The 24071-nt window shown below is 63.6% G+C and carries 18 protein-coding genes; 7 read left to right on the top strand and 11 right to left on the bottom strand.

Annotation, left to right across the window (positions count from 1 at the left end):
• Positions 1–43 precede the first annotated feature (43 nt).
• Both zwf and pgl read left to right on the top strand, forming a co-directional pair.
• Positions 44–1558, top strand: a complete 1515-nt coding sequence (zwf, locus tag MTP16_RS10415; RefSeq protein WP_243519433.1) for a glucose-6-phosphate dehydrogenase — start codon at positions 44–46, stop codon at positions 1556–1558.
• Positions 1545–2285, top strand: coding sequence for a 6-phosphogluconolactonase (gene pgl / locus MTP16_RS10410; protein ID WP_243519431.1), 741 nt, complete (start codon positions 1545–1547; stop codon positions 2283–2285). The genes zwf and pgl overlap by 14 nt, the downstream gene beginning before the upstream one ends.
• A 200-nt stretch (positions 2286–2485) precedes the next feature.
• On the opposite strand, the gene rpiA is transcribed toward pgl, so the two are convergent.
• On the bottom strand, positions 2486–3241 hold the full coding sequence (gene rpiA, locus MTP16_RS10405) for a ribose-5-phosphate isomerase RpiA (RefSeq protein WP_243519429.1): 756 nt from the start codon (positions 3239–3241) through the stop codon (positions 2486–2488).
• 175 nt (positions 3242–3416) lie between these two features.
• Between rpiA and MTP16_RS10400 the strand changes: the two genes are divergently transcribed.
• Entirely contained in the window at positions 3417–6176 is a 2760-nt protein-coding gene (locus MTP16_RS10400) for a choice-of-anchor I family protein (protein ID WP_243519427.1), read from the top strand.
• Positions 6177–6278: 102 nt separating this feature from the next.
• On the opposite strand, the gene MTP16_RS10395 is transcribed toward MTP16_RS10400, so the two are convergent.
• Genes MTP16_RS10395 through MTP16_RS10375 form a run of 5 tightly spaced genes read right to left on the bottom strand, consistent with a single transcriptional unit; the run spans position 6279 to position 10945 of the window.
• Positions 6279–7766 (bottom strand): beta-lactamase family protein, encoded by a 1488-nt coding sequence (locus MTP16_RS10395; protein WP_243519425.1) that lies wholly within the window; start codon positions 7764–7766, stop codon positions 6279–6281.
• A 42-nt stretch (positions 7767–7808) separates the two neighbouring features.
• Positions 7809–8666, bottom strand: a complete 858-nt coding sequence (locus MTP16_RS10390) for a DUF4097 family beta strand repeat-containing protein (RefSeq protein WP_243519423.1) — start codon at positions 8664–8666, stop codon at positions 7809–7811.
• Positions 8667–8683: 17 nt separating this feature from the next.
• The gene (locus MTP16_RS10385) at positions 8684–9556 is read right to left on the bottom strand and encodes a DUF4097 family beta strand repeat-containing protein (RefSeq protein WP_243519421.1); all 873 of its coding nucleotides are present in this window, start codon (positions 9554–9556) and stop codon (positions 8684–8686) included.
• Positions 9501–10412 (bottom strand): zf-HC2 domain-containing protein, encoded by a 912-nt coding sequence (locus MTP16_RS10380; RefSeq protein WP_243519418.1) that lies wholly within the window; start codon positions 10410–10412, stop codon positions 9501–9503. Before MTP16_RS10380 ends, MTP16_RS10385 begins: the two co-directional genes overlap by 56 nt.
• Before the next feature lie 8 nt (positions 10413–10420).
• Positions 10421–10945, bottom strand: coding sequence for an RNA polymerase sigma factor (locus MTP16_RS10375; protein ID WP_243520037.1), 525 nt, complete (start codon positions 10943–10945; stop codon positions 10421–10423).
• 325 nt (positions 10946–11270) lie between these two features.
• Here MTP16_RS10375 and MTP16_RS10370 point away from each other — a divergent pair, with 325 nt between their 5' ends.
• Positions 11271–11657: a hypothetical protein gene (locus MTP16_RS10370; RefSeq protein ID WP_243519415.1), complete on the top strand. Its 387-nt coding sequence runs from the start codon at positions 11271–11273 to the stop codon at positions 11655–11657.
• A gap of 94 nt (positions 11658–11751) precedes the next feature.
• Complete coding sequence (locus MTP16_RS10365; RefSeq protein ID WP_243519409.1) at positions 11752–12138, top strand: hypothetical protein; 387 nt, start codon at positions 11752–11754, stop codon at positions 12136–12138.
• Positions 12139–12222: 84 nt separating this feature from the next.
• On the opposite strand, the gene MTP16_RS10360 is transcribed toward MTP16_RS10365, so the two are convergent.
• The 5 genes from MTP16_RS10360 to MTP16_RS10340 form a co-directional block, all read right to left on the bottom strand.
• Entirely contained in the window at positions 12223–12579 is a 357-nt protein-coding gene (locus MTP16_RS10360) for a hypothetical protein (protein WP_243519406.1), read from the bottom strand.
• Positions 12580–12622: 43 nt separating this feature from the next.
• Positions 12623–13609 (bottom strand): UV DNA damage repair endonuclease UvsE, encoded by a 987-nt coding sequence (gene uvsE, locus MTP16_RS10355; protein WP_243519403.1) that lies wholly within the window; start codon positions 13607–13609, stop codon positions 12623–12625.
• 126 nt (positions 13610–13735) lie between these two features.
• Positions 13736–14437: a carboxypeptidase-like regulatory domain-containing protein gene (locus MTP16_RS10350; RefSeq protein WP_243519399.1), complete on the bottom strand. Its 702-nt coding sequence runs from the start codon at positions 14435–14437 to the stop codon at positions 13736–13738.
• 152 nt (positions 14438–14589) lie between these two features.
• Complete coding sequence (locus MTP16_RS10345; protein WP_243519397.1) at positions 14590–15279, bottom strand: hypothetical protein; 690 nt, start codon at positions 15277–15279, stop codon at positions 14590–14592.
• A gap of 109 nt (positions 15280–15388) precedes the next feature.
• A complete protein-coding gene (locus tag MTP16_RS10340; RefSeq protein ID WP_243519395.1) occupies positions 15389–16627 on the bottom strand; it encodes a metallophosphoesterase in 1239 nt (412 codons plus the stop codon).
• A 125-nt stretch (positions 16628–16752) separates the two neighbouring features.
• Between MTP16_RS10340 and radC the strand changes: the two genes are divergently transcribed.
• On the top strand, positions 16753–17484 hold the full coding sequence (gene radC / locus MTP16_RS10335) for a RadC family protein (protein WP_243519392.1): 732 nt from the start codon (positions 16753–16755) through the stop codon (positions 17482–17484).
• A gap of 2171 nt (positions 17485–19655) precedes the next feature.
• Positions 19656–24065, top strand: coding sequence for a DUF2339 domain-containing protein (locus MTP16_RS10330; protein WP_243519389.1), 4410 nt, complete (start codon positions 19656–19658; stop codon positions 24063–24065).
• The last annotated feature ends 6 nt before the right edge of the window (positions 24066–24071 follow it).

The raw sequence follows: 24071 nt of genomic DNA, 5'->3' as shown, positions 1-24071 counted from the left end.
CATGACGGGCTTACATATTCTGCAACTGCACCTGTAATTAGGCATGAACAACAATAAACAAGTCGACCCCACCATCTTCGTCATCTTCGGCGGCACCGGTGATTTGAACGCCCGCAAGCTGGGCCCGGCCCTCTACAATCTGTTTCTGGACGGCTGGCTGCCCGAGCAATTTGCCATTATCGGCACGGGCCGCACCCAGCTCACCAGCCAGCAATTTGAGGACAAGCTGCTGAATGACATCGGCCAGTTTTCGCGCACCGGCAAGCCCAAGAAGGAAGTGTGGAGCACCTTCGCCCCGCACGTGACCTATGAGGTGGCCGACGTGAAAAACGCGGACAGCTTCAAGGTTTTTAGCCAGCACATTACACGGCTGGAAAAAGAGTGGAACGCCAAGGCCAACGTGATTTACTACCTAGCCGTGGCGCCGGAGTTCTTCCCCATCATCGCCACCAACCTGGCCAAGAGCAAGCTGGCCGACGACCCCGACCGCACGCGCATTGTCATCGAGAAGCCGTTTGGGCACGATTTGGAATCGGCGCGGGCGCTGAACAAGCTGCTGGCGGGCATTTTTGCCGAGCAGCAGATATACCGCATCGACCACTACCTGGGCAAGGAAACGGTGCAGAACATCATGGCCTTCCGCTTCGCCAACGCGCTGCTGGAGCCGCTCTGGAACCGCAACTACATCGAACACGTGCAGATTTCGGTGACCGAGCAGCTGGGCGTGGGCGACCGCAGCGGCTACTACGACGGCGCCGGCGCCCTGCGCGACATGATTCAGAACCACCTGCTGCAGCTGCTGTGCCTGGTGGCCATGGAGCCGCCCGTGAACTTCAACGCCGACGAGGTGCGCAACCGCAAGGTGGACGTGCTGCGCGCCATGCGCCGCTTCACGCCCGAAGCCGTGCGCGAATCGACCGTGCGCGGGCAGTACGCAAGCGGCTGGATTGAGGGCAAAAAGGTGCCCGGCTACCGCGAGGAAAAGGACGCCAACCCCACGTCGAACACCGAAACCTTCGCGGCGGTGAAGTTTTTCGTGGACAACTGGCGCTGGCAGGACGTGCCGTTTTACCTGCGCACGGGCAAGCGCCTGCACCGCTCGGCCTCGGTCATCACCATACAGTTCAAGGATGTGCCGCACTTCATCTTCCCGCCCGAAGCCGCCGAGTCGCACCGCCAGAACCGCCTCATCATCAGCATTCAGCCCGAGATGAGCATCCGGCTGCAGGTGCAGGCCAAGCGCCCCGGCCTCGACATGCTGCTGAACACCGTGGACATGGTATTCGATTACAAGGGCACCTATACCAACGAAGCCCCCGAAGCCTACGAAACCCTGCTGCTGGACACCATGATAGGCGACCAAACCCTGTTCATGCGCGGCGACCAGGTAGAGGCGGCCTGGGACCTGGTGATGCCCATTCTGCACTCCTGGCAGGGCCGCACCAGCCAGAACTTCCCCAACTACTCGGCCGACTCCTGGGGCCCGGAATCGGCCGAAGCCCTTATTGCCCGCGACGGCTTCCACTGGTTCACCCTCCCGCTCAATGGAAAGAAATAGCCAACCGCAGCTGCACGTTTTCGCCACCGTGGAGGAAGTCCTCCACGGCTTGGCTGATTTGTTTGTGGCCCTGGCCAACCGAGCCACGGCGGCACGGGGCCGGTTTTCGGTGGCGCTGTCGGGCGGCGGCTCGCCCAAGAAGCTGTACGAGCTGCTGGCCTCGCCGGCTTACTGCGAACGGGTGCGCTGGGAGCAGGTGTACTTCTTTTTCGGCGACGAGCGCAACGTGCCGGCCACCGACCCGCAAAGCAATTTCCGCATGGCCACCGAGGCCCTGCTGGCACCGCTGCACATCGCGCCCGCGCAGGTTTTTGCCGTGAACACCGTCCTGCCGCCGGATGAAGCGGCTGCCGAGTACACCCACACTATCAATGACTTCTTCGGCGAAGCCGAGCCGCGCTTCGACCTCGTGCTGCTGGGTTTGGGCGATAATTCGCACACGGCCTCGCTGTTCCCGCGCACCGCCGTGCTGCACGACGCCACGGTGGGCGCCAGCGCGGTATTCGTGCCCGAGCTGGACGCGCACCGCATCACCCTCACGGCGCCGCTACTGAATTTGGCGCAGGCCGTAGCCTTTCTAGTATATGGGGGCGATAAGGCCGCTGCTGTGCATCACGTGTTGCGCGACGCACGCAACGTAGAAGAATTCCCAGCACAGCTTATCGCCCCGCGTGCTGGGGAGTTGCATTGGTTTCTGGATGAGGCCGCTGCGACTGAGCTTGCCTAAAGCCGCCGCACTGGAACCTCACCCCTTGCCCCCCTCTCCCGCGGACAGGGGGCACCGCACTTTCTTCTGAATCACTCAGCAAGAAGCCCGCAACTGCGGGCTTTTTTGTTTCTCTATAAATCGTTGTGACCGAACCGGTGCCCCCTCTCCTCTGGGAGAGGGGGCCAGGGGGTGAGGCCCCACGCCTGAACGATGCAAGCCTACGGCAACTCCGCAAACGCCCCCGCATCTACTGCCGCCACCCCAGGCCGCAGCACCTCCGCCTGCTCGCCGCGCGCCATTACAGCCGCCTGCGCCATGCCCAGAAACAAGCCATGCTCCACGATGCCAGGGATGGCTTGCAATTGCAGGGCCAGCTGCTCGGGCTCGGCAATGGCATTGAAATGGCAATCCACCAGCAGGTTGCCTTGGTCGGAGCGGTAGAGGCCGTCGGGCAGCTGCGCGTTGGGGCGAACTACGGGCGCGCCGCCGAGGGTTTCCAAGGAATCGAGCACCCAAGGCAGGGCAAAGGGCACCACTTCCAGTGGCAGCGGGAAGCGGCCGAGCTGGCGCACGTATTTCGAGGAATCGGCGATGATGAGCAGGTAGTCGGAAGCGGTTTCCAGCACTTTTTCGCGCAGCAGGGCCCCGCCGCCGCCCTTTATCAGGCGCAGCTGGGCGTCGAGCTCGTCGGCACCGTCCACGGTGAGGTCGAAGCGCAGGCCGCGGCGCGGCTCCAGCAATGGGATGTTGAGCTGGCGGGCCAGGGCCTCGCTGGCGCGGGAGGTGGCGGTGGCTTCAATCTGCAGCTCGCCGGCCTGCACTTTCTCGCCCAGCAGGGTGATGAACGCAGCCGAGGTGCTGCCGCTACCCAGGCCCAGCACCATGCCGCTGCGCACCCAGCGCAGGGCCGTGGCAGCGGCGTGGCGCTTTTCAGCTTCTTGATTGGAGACTTGGGTGGTGGGCGTGGGAGTCATGGGAGGAATGGCTGATGATACGGCGGCGAAATTAGCGGATAGCCCGATGGGCTGGGGCATCAGGTGAGGCGGTCGCCGGGCGGAATGCATGGTTCGCAATTCGGTAACCTGTCTGTCACGTTGAGCTAACGGGCGCCCGATAGTTTTGGCTCATTGTTTTATTAAGCTAAAATTCATGCGCTTACACGCTTACTTTTCTCCAATTTCGGCCGCTTTACTGCTGACCATTGGCGTGGCCGGCACCACCGCCCAGGCCCAAACCGTAACCCAGGGTTTCGAGAGCAGCGCCGCCGACACCTGGAGCTTCACCCCCACGCCCGCTACCTACAACAACCTCGCCCTCACCGACCAATGGGCCATGCTCACCACCATTGGCACGGCCGGTACCGGTCTCTCGGTGGCCACGCCCTCGGCTGGCGCCAACCTTTGGGGCGGGCGCGATTTGGAAGGCCCGTCCACCAACGACCTCAGCATCTGGCACTATCTGGATTTCGCACCGGTAGCTATTGCCAGCGGCAGCACGGCAGCCAACACCGTCACGTTTAAATATTTCAGCAACGCCTTCGACACCTCCGACTCGCTGGCCTACGCGGTGCAGTTCGATAACGGCAGCACCTGGGCCCTGCCGCGCACCTACACGCAGCTCAACAAAAACACTCAAGCCTGGACCACCGTGACGGTATCGGTACCGGCCGGCAGCACCCACGCCCGCCTGCGCTTGGCCGCCCGCCAGAACGGCAACGACGATTGGGTGGCCTTCGACGAAATCAGCCTGAGCCGCACGGCCGCAGTTGTCACGCCCGACCTCGGATTTGCCAGCAGCACGCCACTTATTGTGAATGAAAACGCGGGCACGGTGGCTATTCCGCTCAGCATCCGCAACGCGGGCACCACGGCCAGCACGGTGCAGGCAGTGGTGGCACCGCTGGGCACGGCCACGGCCGGCTCCGATTTCACCTTTGCCAGCGCCCAAACCATCACCTTCGCCCCGGGCAGCACCACGGCCACGCTCACGCTGCCCGTCCTGGACGATGCCACGGCCGAGGCGGCCGAATACTTCACCGTACGCCTGCAGAACCCCAGCAACGCCACGCTCACGGCCGGCGCTACGGAGTTCATGGTGTTCATCAAGGACAACGACACGCAGGCCCCGGCCCGCACCAACAACCTGCGTCTGAACCTGCTGGGCAGCTATCAGAACGGCACCAGCGGCACTAACTCGGCCGAAATCGTGGCCCACGACCCCACTACCCAGCGCCTGTACGTGGCCAACTCGGTGGGCGGCAAGCTCGATATTCTCAACTTCAGCACGCCCGGCGCGCTCACGTCGGTGGCGTCCATCAGCATGGCGCCTTACGGCGGCATCAACTCGGTGGCGGTGCGTAACGGGCTGGTGGCCTGCGCCATCGAAAATGCGGCGCCGCAGCAAAACGGCAGCATCGTGTTTTTTGACCAGAACGGCACGTTCATCAAGCAAGTGACAGTGGGCGCCATGCCCGACATGATAACCTTTTCGCCCGATGGCCTGAAGCTCATCACCGCCAACGAAGGCGAGCCCAACCAAGCCTACACCGACGACCCGCTCGGCTCGGTGTCGGTGGTAGACATGACCGGCGGCATCACGGCCGTGACCCAGGCTCGAGTGACGACGCTGGATTTCAGCGCCTATAATTCCCAAGCTGCCGCGCTCCGCACGTCCGGCATCCGTATCTACGGCGGCCCGGCCGGCACGCCCAGCAGCGTGGCTCAAGACTTGGAGCCGGAGTACGTGGCCGTTTCGGCCGACTCGCGTACGGCTTATATCGGCCTGCAAGAAAACAACGCCATGGCCACGCTCGACCTGACCACGCTGCAGTTCACCAGCCTGCGCCCCATCGGTTTCCAGGACCACAGCCAGCCGGGCTTCAGCCTCGATGCTTCCGACCAATCGGGTGAGGTGCTGATGGCCAACTGGCCCATCCGCGGCATGCGCCAGCCCGATGCCATTGCCTCGTTTGAGTTGCCCACGGCGCTGGGTGGCGGGCGCTACCTCATCACGGCCAACGAGGGCGACGCCCGCGAATACACCGGCATGAGCGAGGTAAACCGCCTCGGCGATGCCGCCTACGTGCTCGACCCCACCGCTTTCCCGCAGGCCGCCATGCTGAAAAACACCAGCGCCCTGGGCCGCCTTAACGTGACCAACAAGCTGGGCGACACCGACGGCGACGGCGACTTCGACCAGATTTATGCCTACGGTGGCCGCTCGTTTAGCATCCTCAACGCCAACACCGGCGCGCTGGTGCACGACAGCGGCGACCTGCTGGAGCGCGTGACCAGCACCGACGCTGCCTTCGGCAGCATTTTCAACGCCAGCAACACCACCGGCAACCCGGTGCGGAAAAACCGCTCCGACGACAAAGGCCCTGAGCCCGAAGGCACCACCATCGGCATGATTCGCGACACCACCTACGCCTTCGTAAGCATGGAGCGCGTGGGCGGCCTGGTGGTCCTAAACGTGAACGACCCGGCCAACCCGCGCCTGGTGCAGTACATCAACAACCGCAGCCTCACTGCCGGCACCGGCGACCAGGGCCCCGAAGGCATCGTCTTCGTCTCGGCCGCCAACAGCCCCACCGGCACCCCGCTCCTGCTGCTGGCCAACGAAGTGAGCAGCACGGTAGCGGTGTACCAAGTGGGCCTGCGCGGCACCGTGACGGCTGTGAAAAACGGCCAAGCCGTGCCCGAAGCCCTCTACTGCTTCCCCAACCCTGCTGCCTCAGATGCGGCGGTGCGCTTCAGCCGCCCCGTGGCCGGCGCCCTGCTCGATGGCCTGGGCCGCACGGTGCGCCAGTTGCCCGTTGCTACCGACAAGCTTGATGTGCGCGGCCTGCCCGCCGGTCTGTACCTGCTGCGCGCAGCCGATGGCGCTACCAGCCGCTTGGTGGTGCGGTAGCAGGCGACCGGTTCAATTGCTAAACCTTGCGATATAGAAAAGCCCGTTGTGCTCAGCACAACGGGCTTTTTGCGGTTAAAATAGTCTTGGTATCCGGGCTCGCTAATTAGCTGGGGCTGCTAGTTTTTTCAAATGCTCTACCGCGCCGGAGTTGTCTGGGTTCAGCGCCAGCGACTGTTGGTAGTTTTTGATGGCCAGCGTGCGGTCGCCCAGCAGCTCGTAGGTTTCGCCCAGGCTGTCGTAGGTGTTCCAAGCCTTGGGATGCAGGCTCACGTTCAATTTGAAGAGTTCCAGCGCCTGCTTGGGTTGGCCTTGACGGGCCAGGGCATAGCCCCAGGTGTTCACGTAATCTTCGGTCAGGTGCAGTTCGGGGTGTTGCTGCTTCACCTTGGCCACGGCCGCTGCGGCCTCGGTGTAGCTGCGGCGCTGCAGCTCGGCTTGCAGGGCTACTAGCGCGGGCGGCGTGCCATAAGCGGCCTCCAGCACCTCCTCGGCCATGGCCCGCAGGCTGCCTTGCGTGCCGCGGTCCGACTCATTCGAGAGCAGCACGATGCCGAATTTCAGGCCCGGATACAGGGCGCAGTAGCTCGCGAAGCCGAAGGTGCCCCCGGTGTGGTCCAGCAGCCGCTGACTATCCACCGTTTTGGAAATCACCCAGTTCAGACCCACGGCGTCTTCGTCGGGCTGGCCCCAGGCGGGCCGGTGGGTCAGGGCCACGGCGGCATCGGTTTCGTTGATTTGGTGCTGCAGGTACTTGGTCATGTCGGCCGTGCTGTATTGCAGGCCGCCCGAAGCGTACATCGTGGCCACGTTGTAGCGCGGCATGGGGGTGCCGTGCTCGTTGTAGCCCACCGGCAGCGGCCCTTGCGCAGTAGCCTGCAGGCGCAACGGCTTGTTAATGTAAGTGGCCACCAGTTCGAAAAAAGGCCGTTTATACACGTTTTCCAGCACGTAGCCCAGCAGCTGAGCCGCCGCATTGGAGTGCCGGGGCGCAAGGCCCGGAGCTGCGGTGAGCTTCACTTGACGAAGGTCTTCGAGGAAATTCTCCTTTGAGTAGTGCTTGAGCGCTTCCGCCATCAGAAACGGGATGGAATCGGGGTTGGCTCGCTGGTAGTCCGCCGACCGGTCAGGCACGTTATCGGGTAAGCCCGACGTGGTGTTGGCCAGGTGCAGCAGCTGAACAGGCTGTCCCGCAAACGCCAGATTGGGGTACTTGCCGGGCAGGTACTGCCGCACGTCGTCGGTCAGCTTCACCCGTTTTTCCACCACGGCCCGAGCCAGCAGCAGGCTTCCAAACGTTTTGCTGATGGAGCCAATTTCGTACGCTGTGTTTTGGGTCGGCGCCGGGCTTTTGCCTTTCTCTATGGTGCCGAAGTTGTAAAACTGGGTCTGGCCGTCTTTAATGATTCCCACCGACAACCCTACCCGGGCGGGTTGCTGCATAAAGGCATTGCCAATGCGCTGCACCGCCGCATCAAGCGCCGCCGGAGTTGTGGCTGCGGCGGTACTCGGGCGCAACTGGGCCGCGGCGGGCAGTTGCAGCAGGCAAGCAAACAAGCCAGCAATTGCGGAGAAAGACGGAACAGTCATGCAGAAATTGAAAGCAGCAGGAGGACAGTATTAAGCGCTAATCTACTTGGCCTTACGCAGGTAGATGTTACCGTTCATGGTTTTCATCATCACCTCGGCACCGCCGCCGTTCACTTTGCCGTAGGTCCAGTCGTCGGTGCTGAGGCGGGTGAGGCCGTTTTGCGAGGTGCGCGTCACCTTGTTGGCGGCTTTGTCCACGGCCACGTCGAAGTCACTGAATACCTCGCCGCGCTCCGATTTCATTTTTAGCGCCGCTTTCAGGTTGCCGGGGAAAGTCACGTCCACCTTGCCGTTGAGGGTAGAAAAAGCCATGGGCGTGCCACTGCTCACACTTTTGAAGGTGGCGGTGAGGTTGCCGTTCACGGTGTTGGCCACAGCCGAGCCCGACACGTCGGTGAGTTGAATCGCGCCGTTCACGTTCGAGATTTCCAGTTCGCCGCTCACATTGTTCACGGTGATGTCGCCGTTGTTCACCGTAGTGAGCTGTAGCGAAAAGTTGTGCGGCACCTTGATGGTGAGGTCGACCGGCTGGGTGGGCACTTCGACAGAAACTTCCACGTGGTTGTTCTTTTCCTCCACGGTCAGGTTCAGGCCACCGGCCGAGGAGAGGCGCTTCATGCCCGCCGGGGCTGGTTCGGCGCGTCGCCCGCCCTGCTTGGGCCGGAAAGAAGCATCCACCACCACGTCTTTGCCATTGTAGCCCATCACGTGGATGTAGCCAAACACGAGGCCGACTTCGAGGGTACCGGGCTTGCCGGGGGCACTCAGCGGCACGGTGAGCGTCTCTTTGGAATTGTTGGCGTCCTGGGCCCGGCCGGGCACGGCGCAGGCGAGCAGCGCAAGGGCAAGGGTAGCCTGGCGCGCCGCGGGCGCGAGGGATAATCGAAGGAAATGACTCATGATAACGAATTGCTTAATTAAATCTTGGAGATGATGACGTCGCCGTTGAGCGTTTCGAAGCGGAAATCCGGCCCGCCTTTGCCGATGCGCACGGCCGTGTCTTTGGTGAGCTTGTACACAGTGCCGCCGCCAGCGCCCTCCTTGTTTTTGGTAACCTGTGCCGGCAGCACTTCCGCGTTCGGGAAATCGGTCAGGAACTCGCCGTGCATGCTTTTGAAGTGCAGGTTGGCGCCCAGGCTGGCGGGGTAGTGCACCCGGATTTTACCGTTGATGGTGTGGTAGGACGAGGCGCCCGCGGGGTTGGCGGCGTAGGTGGCGTCCACGTTGCCGTTCACGGTGTGGGCTTTGGTGGTGCCCTTCACGTTGGTGAGGGTGATGGGGCCGTTCACGTTGTAGACGTGCAGCAGGCCCGTTACATCGGCCACGGTCATCGAGCCGTTGTTTACGGTGCTCACGTGCAGGTTCATGGCGTAGGGCACCTTCACCACGAAATCAAAGGCAAAGTGGTAATCGACTTCGCGGTTGTTCCAGCGGCCGTGGCGGTCGTGCGGGCGCGAGTCGTAGGGCTCGGCGATGTACACCACCACGCTGTCGCCGTGCTGCGTGAAGCCCAGCTTCACTTCTTTCTGGCCCTGCGCCAGCGTGGCCGCGTCGTCGGCTTTCACCGTCTTGGTAGCTTCCACCAGCACTTTGTTGCCGGCATAGCCCTCCACCCGCACCGAGCCGAAGATGTTGTAGACAGCCAGCGTGCTGCGGCTGGCGTCGGCCGTGAGGGCGAATTCCCGGCTGATTTTTTCGGTGGCATTCTTGCTTTGGGCGTGGCAGGCGGCGGCGCTACACAGCCAGAGTAGCAGCAGGCTCAGGCTGCGCGGAAATGCGGGTTTGGTCATGGCGCGGAGTGGTTTGGGGCGCGGCGGTCCGGCCCGTTTGGATGGTTTGGATGCTTTGTTCAATCTTGTCTTTCACCGATTCGTCGAGGTTGGGCTGCTCCAGCAGCTGGCGCAGCGGCTGCACCGAGCGGCGCTCCTGCAGCTGCACCATCACATCGGCTAGGGCCGACTGCACCAGCGGCGAGTCCTGCTTGGGCAGCGAGTGCACCAGGCCCAGCCGCACGGTGGGGTCGTCGGCCAGCGGGGCCAGGGCTTCCAGGGTGGCCAGGCGCACGTTCACGTTGGGGTCGTTATCCAAGGTGCTCAGCAGGGCGCTCACCACCTTGGCATTGGGCGCGCTCATATCCTTGGTGTAGCCCACGGCGCGCAGCCGTTCGGTGGCCGAGGGGTTGTCGATGAGCGAGAGTACCATCACCTGCCGCATCTGCTTCACCTGGGCCGACAGGGTGGCTAACTGCTCTTGCTCGCCGGTAGCAGTGACCGGCTTGTTGTTCAGCCAATAGCCGCCAATCAATCCCACGCTCACCAGACACAGGCTGTACACCGCCCGCAGAATGGGCCGCGGAATTTCCAGATTCAGCCACCACTGCCACAGGCCTTTCAAGGAATAATCGGGCGTGGCTTTTACTTCATCCTTGAAGCCGGCCAGCATGGCGTAGAACTCGGGGCGCAGGTGCTCGCTGGGCTCGGGCACACGCACAGCGCCCATCGTTTGCCACAGGCGTTGGGTGGCTTGCAGCTCGGCGCGGCAGTCGGCGCACTCGGCCAGGTGGGCCGTGAGGGCGGCCTGCTCTGGCTCGGAAAGCTGGCTGCTCAGGTAGTCGACCAGCTGGTCTTTAATGTGTTCACAATTCATTATTCAGGTCAGTTTTCGATGCGGTGGTAGGTGCTTTTCAGCTCGTGCATGGCGCGGTGCACGCGCACCTTCACGGCGCCTTCGGTGGTGCCCAGCACTTGGGCAATTTCCCCATACTTCATTTCCTGGAAGCGGCTCAGCACCAGCACCTCGCGGTGCTCGGGCGTGAGGCGGGCCAGGGCCTGATGCAGTGTGGCCACTTCCTGGGCGCGCTCTAGGCCAGCATCGGCGGTGGCGCCACCGCCGATGTATTCGGCCACGTCGGCCACGTCGGCGTGGTGCCGGGCGTGGCGGTTTTTCTTGATGTGGTCGGCCAGCACGTTGCGGGCCAGGTGGTACATCCAGGTCCGAAACTCGCCCTCGCCGGTGAAGGTGTGGCGGTATTTCAGCATGCGGTAGAACACGTTCTGCACCAGGTCCTCGCTGGTATCAGCCCGGCCCAGCATGTGGTAGAGAAAGCCGAAGAGCGGGCGGTGGTAGCGCTCAAAGAGCAGCCCCATCCGGTCGACGTCGCCGGCTTTCACGCGCAGCATTAAGGCATTATCCGAGAACGAGTCCAAGCTGATAGCAGGGTTGGGAGAGTATTCGGGTGTGGACACCGCGCCACCTCGGGAAGGTTACCGGAAGGTGAACATTATTTTTTATTCCAACGCCACTCACCTCCTGCATAGCACACAATACCAATTGAAAATCAGTGAGTAATACCCAAAACAAACAACGAGTATTATGAGTATTCGATGAACATTGGCCGCTGATTTTCGCAACCTCCACGGTACAACTTAGCGTATCGACAAACCCGCGCCAGCCGCGGCCTTCCCTCGCATCTCACCCCTTTCCACATTTCCAACCCGTTTTATCATGAAGACCACCAAAATCCTCCTCGCCGCATTCCTGACCATGGGCCTGAGCAGCGCCGCTTTCGCCCAAACCACCTCGGGCATGGGTACCACCAGCGGTACCACCGCCGGCTCTACCACCACCGGCACCACGATAGGCACCACGTCGTCGGGCACTACCAGCGGCACCCCGGGCATGACCACTGGTACTACCACCGGCACCATGGGCACCACCTCGGGCTCCGGCACCATGGGCTCTACTTCGGGCTCAATGGGCTCTACCTCGGGCACGATGACCTCCACCAGCGGCAGCATGGGCAGCACGTCGGGCACCACCTCGGGCCGCATGAAATCCAAAGGCGGCACGAACGGCGGCAAGGGCAAAATGAAGTCCAAGTCGATGCAATAACACTTTGCGGCTCAGCGCCGTATAAAGTATAGAAACCGGCTGTTTCTCCCGAAGCAGCCGGTTTTTTTGTTTCCCACCCCCTTCCCCCGCCCCCATGAAACCCTTCCTGCTGATGGCCGGCCTGCTGCTAAGTGCCGCCGCCCACGCCCAAACCGTTCCTTTCGACCCCTCCGCGCCGGTGCGCGGCGGCAGCCAGGGCCAAACCACCATCCCGCCCGTGAACCCGGCCCTGAACCAAAGCACCATCCAGGGCCCCGCCGAAATGCAGCGCACGCCCACCAACCGCGACGCCCAGCGCAGCCGCCCGCTGGACAACACGGGCGGGGCCGTGCTCCCGGCCGGTACGCCCGAACTCTCGCCCAACACCGTGCCCGATGTGCGCGAACAGCCCATCATGCGCGACAACCGCTCCCGCCAATCGACCGACGTGGTGCCCAGCCGCTCGCGCCGCAGCAACAGCAGCAACGTGGCACGTCCGTAGCCGCGCGGCCGTCGCCATTTCAATGCAAAAAGCCCCATCCTGTTACCGGATAGGGCTTTTTGCATTAGCAGTGGAAACAGCAGTCTACTTCTTCTGCTTCTTCGCGGCGTGCGCCAGCAGGTCGCTGCCGTGTTTTCGCAACAGGTCGCTCAGTTCCTGCAGTGGCTTTTTCAGGTCGTCTCCCGCCTGCCGGCTAATCTGGCTGGTCTGGTCGCCGAGCATCGACAGCGAATTGCCGATGGCCGTGGCGCTCAAAGCACCGCTGGTGAGCAAGGACTGCAGGTTGCCGATTTCACGGGCAATGTCCTGCAGGCCGGGCAGGCCGCTTTGCAGAAACTGCTGCTGCCAGGTTTCGGTGTTGTCCATGGCCGAGCCCAGGGGCAGGCTGGTGAGGCCGTTTTTCAGGGCGCTGATGGTGGCATTCAGGTGGTCGGAAGGCATGAGGTGAATTGGTGAGGTGGTGAAATGGTGAGTGGGTGGGATGTTAATTGTTGGCCACTTTCTTGGCACGTTTGGCTTTGGCGGGCGCGTTGGGGTCGGGCGGCAGGTTGAGGGGCGGCACGGGCACGTTGGGTGCGGGCGCGCTCAGGCCCCGCTCGCGCAGAATGGCCACGGCGCGCAGGGCGCTGGCTTCCTTGTTCTTGATTTCGAGCATGATGTCAAAATCGAGGCCGTTGAGGTTGGTGAGGAACTCGCGGAACGAGTCGTCCACCAAGTCGTCGGTGTGCTTGCCCTTGCGCTCGCCCAGGGCCTGCGAGCTGTAGTCCATCATGGGCACGCCGTCGGCGGTGGGGTGCCAGGTGCCAGCGGCCAGGCGCAGCGCCTCAGCCATGGGCTCGCCGTGGTTGAGGCACTCGTGGTGGAAGTTGTCGAAGAGAATGGGCACGCCCGTCAGCTCGTGCAGGTGCAGGCAGTCGCGCAGCGAAAACAGTCGGTCGTCGTTTTCCACCACCACGCGGGCCTTCACCGCCTCGGGCAGCGTAGCGTGCACCTCGGCAAACCGGCTGATGGCCCCTTCGCGGTCGCCATACAGTCCGCCCACGTGAATCTGCAGCTTGGCCGTGCCGTCCAGGCCCATCAAATCCTGCATCGAACCCTGGTACACCAGTTCCTGAATGCTGCGCCGCACAATGTCGGAGCTGGGCGAGTTCAGCACCACAAACTGGTCGGGGTGAAAGCTCACCCGCAGGTTGTTGGCCTTGATGTAGTCGCCAATAGCCCGGAACTCAGCGGCGAAGTGCGTTTGCCAGGGAAAGGTGTTGATTTCGTGCGAGCCGAAGGGCACAATGCCCGAGCCCATCCGAAAGAAGAGCAGGCCCTGGGCCACGTTCCATTCCAGCATGCGGCGCAGGCAGGTCAGGTTGGCCGTCACGGCCGCAATAAGACGCTCCTCCGAGTAGGAAGCCAGCCGAAAGGTGTTGGCGGCGCTGCAGTCCATCGCCTCGTTCACGCAGGGATACCCGATTTTCATCTTCGGGCTTACGGCAAAGGGCAGTGGCCAGTTATGTACCGCGAAGCTGTGCTTCGCCTTGCGTTGCTGCAGCGCGGAGAGTTTTGCGGGCGCACACGGGGCCAAGCATAGCCTGGCGGTACAGCCCTAAGGCTCGTAGCCGCGGTTGTCCTTAAAGGCCTTGTTGTACTGGGCGCGGGCTTTGCGAATCTTTTCGGCACGCTGCTCGGCTTCAATCTCCTCCATCTTGCGGCGCTGCTTGCCCTCGCGCGAGAACTGGTCGTAAATCAAGCTCACCGGGCTCTGGATAGTGGGCACCGGGGCTTTGGGCGCCGTCGAGTCGACGGCGAACAGGGGCTTGGGTTTGGGCGGGCGCTTCACGCCGCTCACCACCGGCGGGGCGGGGCGTTTGATGTTGCGCAGGGCCCGGTTGATGACGGCGCGGTCGGCGCGGTCGCTCACCACCTGCACCTCGCCCAGCTGCACGCTGTCGCGCACCAGCTGAATGCGCACCACCAGCTGCGAGAGGCCCGTACCGCCCATGGGCAGGCGCTGGGTTTTGAAGCCGAGCGCGCGAAACAACACCGTGTCGGTGGGCAGCACATCGAGGCCGAAGCTGCCGGTGGCATCGGTGACCATGCCGCGGCGGGTGCGCTGCACCTGCACGGTGGCGCCCGGCACGGGCTGGCGCGAGGTGGCTTCGGCCACGGTGCCCGTCAGGCGCACGGTGTTGGGCGCCTGGGCGTGGGCCGCGCCGGCCACCAGCAGGCACAACAGCGCCAGCAGCCAGCGGCGCGGGCTTTGCCTGGCCCAACCGCCACGCGCACAAGACACTAGTTCAACAATCATTCACTAATAACACACAACCTGACTACAAAGTAGCAACCCAATGAGGCAAAAAAAGCCTGCCCCGTTGCAAGGGCAGGCTTTTCTACGATGGTTCGGCCAATTGCATCGACCAAACACTGGCTTTTCGACTTCGGTGCCGTGGGCGCCGGGTGCTACTTGATTTTGGTTTTGCCGCCGTCTTCGGGCTTGGCCTTGATGGTGCCGTCGTCGCCGTCCATTTTCATTTTGTTGCCGGCGGCGTCCTTGATTTTGATGTCGCCGTCGGCTTTCACTTTCATTTTGCCCCCGTCGGCCGACATGTTGCTGCCGGCAGCGTCCGACGTCGAGGTGGAGGTCGATGAGGTGTTGCTCATGTCCGAAGAGGAGTTCATGTCCGAGGAAGAGCTCATGTCCGAGGACATGTTGTCGTCGGCGAAGTTGCTGTCATCGTAGGTCGAGCGGCTCGACTCATAGGCCTGGTACTGCGCCGGCTCCACAAAAATCACCTTGAACTCCTGGTCTTCGGCCATTCGCTCATCGCGCATGGCGGCGGCCATGCCGGTGGTGTCGGTGGTGTACTTGCTGCGCATGTCGTTCATGCGCTTGTAGCGGTTCACGTACACGGTCCGGATTTTGGTTTTCGTGGCTTCGTCCGTGATTTTCATGTCGGCCACCATTTTGTCGGCAATGCGCTGGGCGCGGGCCTCAATCTGGGCGTCCGTCATCGGGCCCATGGTGGTGGTCGTCGTGGTGGTCGTTGTGCCTTCGGCGGGGGCGGTGGTGGTTTCGGTGGTCTTTTCCTGCGAGCAGGAAGCCAGCGAGAGGGCAGCAGCGCCCGCGAGAATCAAGAGGGAATTTTTCATGAGAAGGGAGGTTGAAAAGGCGCCAACCGTAAGTGGCTGAGCGGATGAGGGGCCTTTACGGCGCGGCCGTAACGGATGTTACCACAACGGTATATTTCGTTGCTTGCCCTTACGCCCGCCGCAGCTCAAACACCGTGATTTCGGGCAGGAAGCCCACCCGCCCCGGGTAGCCCAGAAAGCCCAGCCCCACGTTGACGTACAGCTTCTGGCGGCCTTTTTCGTACAGCCCGGCCCACTGCTTGTAGGCGTATTGCACGGGGCTCCATTTCAGGAAAGGCAGGTTGAGGCCGAACTGCATGCCGTGGGTGTGGCCGCTGAGGGTGAGGTCGATGTCGGGGTAGTTCAGGATGTGGCTTTCCCAGTACGAAGGGTCATGCGAGAGCAGGATTTTGAAGGGCGCGTCGCCACTGGCGGCGTGGGCCTTGGGCAGGTCGCCGTAGGTGTGGAAGTTGAGATGGGAGCTGCTGTTCTGGATGCCCACAATGGCGATTTTATCGCCGCCGCGCTCGATGAAATGGGTGGTGTCGTTGAGCAGCGTCCAGCCCATTTTGGCGTGGTTCTGCATGAGGCGCTGCAGGTTCTGGCGCCACAAGGCGCGGTCTTCGCGGAATTCGGCCACGTAGTCGCCGTAGTCGTGATTGCCGAGGCTGGAGAAAATGGGCAGGTCGGACTTGATTTTGGACAGGGCCGGGATGTGTGGCTCCACCTCTTCGGCGCGGTTGTTCACCAGGTCGCCGGTCATCAGGACAAGGTCGGCGCCCTGGCGGTTTATCATCGCCACAGCGCGCTCCAGCGGTTCGGTCGAGTTGAAGCTGCCGGTGTGCAGGTCCGAAATCTGCAGCACCTTGAAGCCGTCGAAGCCCGCCGGCAGGTTGGGGAATTTCAGCGTGACGCGGCGAACGGTGTAGTCGGTGCCGCCCTTCACCATGCCCCATAACAGCGCCCCAAACGGAATGGCCCCGAGCCCCAGCGCCAGCTTGGCGATGAACTCGCTGCGCGGAATGGCCACGCGCGTGCCATCGGCCGCGCGCGGAGCGCTGAAAGAGCGCACCAGTCGCGTGAGGTCTTCGAGCAGCAGCGGCAGGAGCATCACCAGCTTGCCCGCCAGCAGCAGCAAGGGCAAGCTCATCAGGTAGCTTTTGAGCACGGTGTGGCCGGCCTGCCGCGTGCTGCCCGCCCAAATGGCCAGGCCCCACACCACCACCGTGAGCACCCAATAACCGATGCTTACCCCGCGCCGGGCGCCCGGCGACAGGTGCTGCGCCAACGTGCGCGCCGCCTGATACCCATACCATTCGGCCAACACCACCAGCCCCAACACCAACCACAACACCAACGGATTTCGCATATTCTAAAGGAGACTCTGAACGCCCCGGCCGCACAGCGCCGCCACAGGCTCCGGCTTTAAACGCGCCCGGCGCGCTTTTGCTTTACATTTAGCTGACTTTTTACCTTCTACCCCGGCCCCACTGCATGGAACCGCTTGACCAGCTGCCCGAACCCGCTCCCACCTACCCCACGCCCACTACCGGCATCAAGAGCTGGGCCGAGGACGACCGGCCGCGCGAAAAGCTCATGAGCAAGGGCCGCGCCGCCCTCTCCGACGCCGAGCTGCTGGCCATTCTCATCGGCTCGGGCACCACCAAGCTCACGGCCGTGGATGTGGGCAAGCTCATGCTGCAAGGCGTGGGCAACGACCTCAACGCCCTGGCCCGCGAGAGCGTGAAGCAGCTTTGCCGCCACCCCGGCATCGGCGAGGCCAAGGCCATCACGGTGGTGGCCGCCCTGGAGCTGGGCCGCCGCCGCAAGGAGGCCGATGCGCCGACGCGCAACACCATCACCTGCTCGCGCGACATCTACAACCTGATGCGCCCGCACCTGCTCGATTTGCCGCACGAGGAATTCTGGGTCATTCTGCTGAACCGGGCCAACGTGGTGATGCGCAAAACCGCCATCAGCCGCGGCGGCGTGGCCGGCACCGTGGCCGACCCCAAAATGATTTTCAAAGAAGCCTTGGAGCAGCTGGCCAGTAGCATCATCCTGGTGCACAACCACCCCAGCGGCAACCGCAACCCCAGCGGCGCCGACATTCAGCTCACCAAAAAGCTAAAAGAAGCCGGCACCTTCCTGGATTTGCCGATTCTGGACCACCTCATTTTTGCGGAGCAGGGGTATTACAGCTTTGCCGACGAGGGGATATTGTGATTGGACAGGTACTGCTTGAAATATACCCTGTCTCTTTCAGCCAAAACCGCCGTGCTCGGCTCGCTTCATGCCCCCTAAGGTTATCTTGTTCGCAACACTTTTTGGCTTCGGTTGGGGCTTGTCAAGCGCTTACGGGCAAGCAAAAGCTAACCGGGCCTATTCCGACCCCGACGAGATGCGGCCTCTAGTGCCAACCGCCGTGGCCCAAGCGGCAAATAAGGCGCTTACTGCGACCGAACGGGCCGTATTGTGTCGACAAGGCCGGGGCTTCATCGAGTTCCGGTTTCAAGTGGACGGCAATGGACGGATTCAGTCCATCACCGGGGTCCAACTGCACCAAGCGGCGCGAGCCGTGCCCGCACCGATGCTGGCCAAAATGAAGGAGCGAATCCGTCAAGACGTCATTTTTCACGTTCCTGACGTGGACCAGCCGCCTACGTCGAGTCGCTGGCGAAGGCCGTCGCACACCATTCCACTAATCGTCTTCTGCCGCTAAATGGACGAAAAAGCCTGTTTAGCAAAAGAGAGCCGAAATTAAAAACGAGGTTCTATATCTCTGGGCTGAGGCATGAACAGGCGCACCCAGTATGAGGCGGTGCCATCCGGCGGAAAGCCCCAGCCTTTGGCCAACAGCCGCTCGTAGTCGAGCGGGGCGTTAGCTAGCCAGCTGCGACCTGGTTATTTGGTATTCATGAAGCAGCACCACGCGCTGCCCTTCCAACAGGGCCTTGGCCGGGGCAAGCTGCGTCGTCAGGCGGTCAGCCCCGAAGAGGCGAGCAAGGGGTACATGGCCCTATAAGTTGGCCAGTAAAAAGGCAAACAGCAGCTCATAGCTGGCCAGCGCACCCATAAGGCACCAATACCTCCATGAGGAAAACCGCAGCGGCGGCCAGTACCGCCAAGGCCATTTTTCGAATCATAGGGTCGGGTTAAGACGAGGCCTTGCGCCAGCCAGGGCGAAGGCCTCGGAAAGACTGACGGGGCGGCAATGGCCTGTTCGCTGCCTTGAGGGTTCGGGACCGCCACGGAGCAACCAGGGAAAATGGCCGGGTTGTTCGGCGAAAAGCGGCATTCGGTCGGCCAATTCACCCGGCTTCTATCCCGATTCATTGCCCCGGAATCCGCCTTCGACAGAAAGCACTTTCCGACGCGCTCAACACGGGGGAGTATTGTGCCATCCTATCCGCAGCCGGGCACTGCGTCCCCCTTTTGTCACCGTCAACCCTTGCGGCCGCGGCGGCCGAGCGTTGGCAAAACGACGAGCGCAGCAAATCCCATCGACGGCAATTGCCTCAAGAGGTCCGCTGTGTGTATCGCCTTCGCAAGCAGAGAAGCCAGCAGGTGCATAAGGGCAAAGTGTCAACTGAAAATCAATTGTTTATTTACAACCCTCTCGCATGGATGCGTTCGTTTTAGCCCTAATAATTGCTGTTGTAGTTGCCTTGCGGGTGTGGGGTTTACCCAAGCGTCTTCAGGAGCTGGAGGAGGAAGTGAAAATCCGCCAAGCCGAGTTCAACAAGCGGCAGGCTGAGATGCAAGCGGAGCTGCTGCGCCTGCGCGAACAAGTGGCCGGTCTGGTTGAAGCAGCGCCGCCGCCCGCAACAGTCCCCACGGCCGTGCCCCTGGTTCGGCCAGGCACCGCTGCAACCTCTGCAGTTGTGTCAGGCGGGGCTCCGAAAGCGGACGCTGCTCCGGCTAGTGTGCCGGTCCGCGAGCCGGTTGTGCCGGTCCGCGAGCCGGTTGTGCCGGTGGCGCCGGTGGCCGCGCCCGTTATTCCAGCACCCGCTCCGGTCAAGCCGGCGGATGCGGAGCCCGTCGTCATGTTGCCAGCTGAGCCGCTGGCGCCGGTGCAACCAACGCGCTTGCCAGAATCACCAACGGTTCCGGCAGCCCCGACGCCAGCGCCTGCCGCCGCACCGGCTTCGGTTTCACCAGAACCGGTTCCAGCAGTCCCGGTATCCGTGCCGGTAGTTCCCGTGCCACCGGTGGCGGCGCCTTTTTCTGAGCCTATCGTAATTCCTGTTTCTGAGCCGGTTGTCATTCCAATTGAAGTAACGGTACCAGCGGCAAGCCCCACGACGGAGACCAATCCCGTGGCGGCCCCTGAGCCGGCAATAGCGGCCCCGGCACCACCACCTTCGCCACCCGTCCCACCAGTTCCACCCCGGCCGTTGCGGCGCCCGCCTCCCCCGCCGGAGCCCACCGGGCCCACCTGGTGGGAACGGGCCGCCACCCTTATCCTGGAAAACTGGACCGGCATCCTCGGGGCCGTGGTGCTGGTTACGGGCGTCGGCTTCCTGGGCATTTACGCGGCGTTGCGGGTGAGTCCGCCGTTGCGGTTTCTGTTGATTTGTGCGTTCGCGGCGGGCTTGTTGGGCGTGCGGTGGGCGCTCCGCCAGAAAAGCTTCGCGCGGCAGCTCAACGGCTGGTTGCTGAGCAGTGCGGCCGCCATCTTCCTGTTTGCCTGCGTAGCCGCCGTGAGCATTGAGGGCTTGCGCTGGGTCACCGCGCCCTGGGACTATCTGCTGCTACTCACGGGCATGGGCGCCAACCTGCTCCTGGCCTGGCGCGCTAGCCGCGAGGAAGTAGCCACGCTGCACGGCGTGCTGAGCCTGGTGGCCCTGGCGGTGCTGCCGCCCACGGCCCTTACGCTGGGCACCGCGGCGGCCGTCACGGCCTTCACCATCGCCATCACCTACCGCCAGCGGTGGAAATACCAGCTGCTGCTCGGCATCGTCAGCTTCTTCGCCTTCCACCTCTACTGGCACCGGCAGCTGACGGACATTCCCAACTCCCTGCGCCTGATGGCCATGGCGCTGGTGGCGCTGGTGGGCCTGGCCGCCGCCGTGGTGCAGTACCGCCGCGTGTACGCCCAGCGCCGGTTCGAACCCCTGCTTTTTACCGCCCACCTACTCAACTGGACCTGTCTGGGCATCAACCTGTACCTGTACAGCACGGGTTCTATCTGGAAAACCATTCCGCTGGGCCTGGGCGCGCTGCTCACCTTCTGGGCCGGGCGTCAAGCCAAGAAGCTCGGCATCGGCTGGCTGTTCCAGACCGATACCATCATCTCGCTTATTCTGGCGTTGGCCACGGCCCTGTCGCTACAGGGCTGGCACGCCACCCCCTCGGTTATCCTCGTGTTTATGCTGCTCGAAACACTGCTGGTGGCGCTGGTAATGGCCCGGCAACGCGAAGCGCTGGTGTATCGCGTGGCGCTGTTCGCCGCGTGCCTGGCGGGCGGTGGCCTGCTGTTCTTCGCGGCCCTCAACGCCGATTCCAGCCTGGCCCAGGTGCTGTATCGCAATGCCTTCTTGCTGGCTTTGGCAGGCTGGGCGGGCCTGGCGTTCACCCAGCTCACGTACAAGCAGCCGCTGCTGCAAGCTGAGGGGCCCAACGCGAAGCCGTGGGTGGGGGCGAACTCTCCGGCCATGTCGGTCCGCAACCTATTGGCGGGCTTTGCGGGGCTGGCCGGCCTGTTGCAGGCGGGGTCCGGGCTGCTGCTGGCCCGGGTGCTGTTTGCCTGGGACCATGCGCCTGTTGCGTTGCTGCTCGGTGCCCTGTTGGCCCTGGGTGCCGGCGCCATGGGCTTGGCGGCCTGGGTACGCACCGCGCCCCAAACCCCGGCCTGGGTACGACAGCAGCAACTGCTACTAGCGCAGGGCTTTGCGGTGCTGGCCGGTCTGGGCCTGCACGAGTTGGGCCTGAGCTGGGCAGTGGTGCTGGGCATCCTGTTCGCCGAGAACGTGGCGGTGGCCTTGTTGGCGGCCCGGCGGCGCGAGCCACTGCTCTACCACGTTGCCCAGGCCGGGGCCTTCCTCGCCGGTGGCGGCCTGTTGCTGACTGCCTGGGCGCAGGTAAACCATGGGCTGCCCCGTGAACTGTACCGCGACGCCCTGGTGCTGGCCCTGACCGGCTGGCTGAGCCTGGCGTTCCTTCGCGGGGCTTACCGGCAGCTTTCGGCTCCCGGCGCATCAGAAATTTCCGACACGAACCAACGCTTGCTTGGTGGCTTTGCGGGGCTGGGCGCCTTGCTGCAAGCCAGCACCGGCCTGCTGCTGGCGCGCGTGCTGTTTGGCTGGCAGCAGGCGCCGGTAGCCGTGTTGTTGGCCGCGCTCCTGGTAATGGGCGGCGCGGCGCTGGGACTTGCAACTTGGGTGCGCGCCGAGCCCCGGTTACCTGCCTGGGTGCGGCCGCTGCAGTTGTTGCTGGCTCAGGCATTTGCCCTGCTCACGGTGTCGGGATTGCACGAGTTGGGGCTGAGCTGGTCGGTGGTGCTGGGCCTGCTTTTTGCCGAAAACATGGCGGTGGTCCTGCTCGCCGCCCGGAAGCGGGAGGGCCTCATCTATCGGGTTGCCCTGGCCGGAGCCTGTTCCGCGGGATTAAGTTTGCTGCTACTGGCCATCGGTAACGCCGACCACAGCCTGCTGCCTACGCTTTACCGCGACGCCTTAGTGCTGGCGTTGGCTGGCTGGGCCGGAATCCTATTGGTTGATTTCACCCACCGCCAACTACTGCTAGCGCGGCAGGCCGACGGGCTGGATGATGCGCAAACCGACCGTGACCTGTTGGGCGGCATTGTTGGGCTGGCGGGCTTGCTGCAGGCTGGCACCGGGCTGTTGCTGGGCCGGGCGCTGTTCAGCACACCCGGCGCGCCGGTGGCCTGGCTGCTGGGGGCTCTCCTGGCCATGGGAGGCATTGCGCTGGGCCTGGCGGCTTGGGTGCATGCCCGCGGGCTACTGCCCCGTTGGGTGCGGCGCCAGCAGCTGGTGTTGGGACAGGCGTTTACCGTGCTGGCCGCATTGGGCTTGCACGAGGCCGGCCTGAGCTGGCCGGGCGCCCTACTGGTTCTTTACGCTGAGAATATGCTGGCCGCGCTGCTGTTACGCGGCCGTGACGAAGACGACCTGTTGCACTTGCAGACCTACCTGCTGGTGCTGCTCGCAGCCCTCTTGCCCCTGCTGGTGCGCTACACCTCACCGGGCGCCCTCGGAGCGGAGGTGCGGGCGGCCTTGCTCGTCGGGGCGGCCCTGCTCACGGTGGGTTACCAGCTGCGGCATCGGTTGCGGCCGGAGGCAAACGAAGAGTACGCGGTGCTGCCGCTGGGCGGCACCTTGCGCCTGCCGGTGCTGGGGCTGGCCGTGGGCTGGCTGTTGCTCAGTGGCGGCGCGCTGGTATACGACCAAGCCTGGGCCGCCTGGGCCATGGTGGGCTTGCTGGGCGCGCTGCTGTACCTGCGGCACCGGGTGGTGGCGCCGGGCGTGTGGGCCGGCCTGCTGCTGGCCGCTGTGGGCTACCTGGGCCTGCAGTGGAGCTACGCGCTGCGGCCGCCGGCCGGGCAGCTGGCCAGCGCGGGAGCTGTGCTGCTTTACTTGCTGCCCACGCTGGCCGTGCCGTTGGTGGGCGCCCGGGTGTCGTGGTGGGCGCCGGCCCAACGGTTTGTGCGCGGTCCGTGGGTGTACCTGCTGGGGCTGCACCTGGTGGTGGCGTTGGTGGCCGCCGTGCCCGCGGGCCACGTGGCTTACCTCGCGCTGGGCTTTACCGGACTGGCGGGGGCCGCCTTCGCCGCGGCCCAGGTGTGGCGCCGCCGCTTGCCCAACCAGTCGGCCGTATGGCGGGCCGGCCTTCCCGACCGCTACCTGCTGCACCTCAGCTACGGGCTACTGGCGGCGGGTCTGCTCACGCATGGGTACCTGCTCGCGCTTGATGAGCGGTTTTTCGGCCAGCCCGCCGAATACGCGACGGCGACGCTGCTCTTCGCCACGCTGACGGCCCTGGCGTTGGCGGCCCCGCCCGCTACGGGCCCGGTATACAACTCCTGGCGCCGGCTGCATCCGTGGCTACCCGAGGCGGCGCTGCTCTTTGGCACTGCCACGCTGGGCCACCACGTGCGCACGCCCTGGCTGCCGCTGCTGTGGGCAACGGGCGCGCTGCTCCTGACGCTAGTGGCTTCCCGAACCCCGGCGCGCTTCCGGCGTTTGGCCGCGTACGGCCGGCTCTACTATTGGCTGGCTGCTGGCACGGCCAGCCTGGCCAGCCTGCGCTACATCACCCCGGAGCAGCTTCTGAGCTTCGATTGGTGGGGGATTTCGGCGGCGGTGGCGTTGCTGTTTGCCTACATAGCCCGGGCACTGCAAGCGGTCAATCTTCCTGCCGGCCTCTCGCCCGCCTGGGAACGGCTCATTCACCCGCCGCGCCGCGTGCTCGAAGCCTGGCTGCTTTATCCAGCTTTCCTGGCGTTCACGCTGCTGCTCGTGCAGTCGTTCGACCACTCGGTGCTCACCGTATTGCTTATGCTGGAAGTGGTGGCCGTCTTTAGCACCAGCCTGCTGCTGCGGCGTCAGGATTTGCGCTACCTTGCCCTGGCCGGCATGCTGGGCTCGCTGCTCCGGCTGGTGTTTTTCGACCTGAGCCGCAGCGGGACCATCACACGCGCCTTCGTCTTCATTTTCATGGGGCTGCTGCTGCTCGGCATGAATGCCCTGTATGCCCGCTTTAAGGCCCGTTTTGCCCCGGAGGAGTCGGGAAAAGACGATAAAGCGTCGGAAGCACTCGCTGGCCCGGACACTCAGGCACCATAAGGGCGG

The sequence above is a fragment of the Hymenobacter monticola genome, from assembly GCF_022811645.1.
Lineage (GTDB): Bacteria > Bacteroidota > Bacteroidia > Cytophagales > Hymenobacteraceae > Hymenobacter > Hymenobacter monticola.
The sequence above is the reverse complement of the archived record's forward strand: the minus strand, read 5'-3'. Positions and strand labels throughout refer to the sequence as shown.

Coding starts and splice junctions, on each gene's coding strand:
- MTP16_RS10360 (WP_243519406.1), bottom strand. CDS start 12,579: ATGCCTTCCGACCACCTGAATGCCACCATCAGCGCCCTGAAAAACGGC.
- MTP16_RS10400 (WP_243519427.1), top strand. CDS start 3,417: ATGCGCTTACACGCTTACTTTTCTCCAATTTCGGCCGCTTTACTGCTG.
- MTP16_RS10365 (WP_243519409.1), top strand. CDS start 11,752: ATGAAACCCTTCCTGCTGATGGCCGGCCTGCTGCTAAGTGCCGCCGCC.
- MTP16_RS10345 (WP_243519397.1), bottom strand. CDS start 15,279: ATGAAAAATTCCCTCTTGATTCTCGCGGGCGCTGCTGCCCTCTCGCTG.
- MTP16_RS10395 (WP_243519425.1), bottom strand. CDS start 7,766: ATGACTGTTCCGTCTTTCTCCGCAATTGCTGGCTTGTTTGCTTGCCTG.
- MTP16_RS10380 (WP_243519418.1), bottom strand. CDS start 10,412: ATGAATTGTGAACACATTAAAGACCAGCTGGTCGACTACCTGAGCAGC.
- MTP16_RS10375 (WP_243520037.1), bottom strand. CDS start 10,945: ATGCTGCGCGTGAAAGCCGGCGACGTCGACCGGATGGGGCTGCTCTTT.
- uvsE (WP_243519403.1), bottom strand. CDS start 13,609: ATGAAAATCGGGTATCCCTGCGTGAACGAGGCGATGGACTGCAGCGCC.
- MTP16_RS10370 (WP_243519415.1), top strand. CDS start 11,271: ATGAAGACCACCAAAATCCTCCTCGCCGCATTCCTGACCATGGGCCTG.
- zwf (WP_243519433.1), top strand. CDS start 44: ATGAACAACAATAAACAAGTCGACCCCACCATCTTCGTCATCTTCGGC.
- pgl (WP_243519431.1), top strand. CDS start 1,545: ATGGAAAGAAATAGCCAACCGCAGCTGCACGTTTTCGCCACCGTGGAG.
- MTP16_RS10390 (WP_243519423.1), bottom strand. CDS start 8,666: ATGAGTCATTTCCTTCGATTATCCCTCGCGCCCGCGGCGCGCCAGGCT.
- MTP16_RS10350 (WP_243519399.1), bottom strand. CDS start 14,437: ATGATTGTTGAACTAGTGTCTTGTGCGCGTGGCGGTTGGGCCAGGCAA.
- rpiA (WP_243519429.1), bottom strand. CDS start 3,241: ATGACTCCCACGCCCACCACCCAAGTCTCCAATCAAGAAGCTGAAAAG.
- MTP16_RS10340 (WP_243519395.1), bottom strand. CDS start 16,627: ATGCGAAATCCGTTGGTGTTGTGGTTGGTGTTGGGGCTGGTGGTGTTG.
- MTP16_RS10385 (WP_243519421.1), bottom strand. CDS start 9,556: ATGACCAAACCCGCATTTCCGCGCAGCCTGAGCCTGCTGCTACTCTGG.
- radC (WP_243519392.1), top strand. CDS start 16,753: ATGGAACCGCTTGACCAGCTGCCCGAACCCGCTCCCACCTACCCCACG.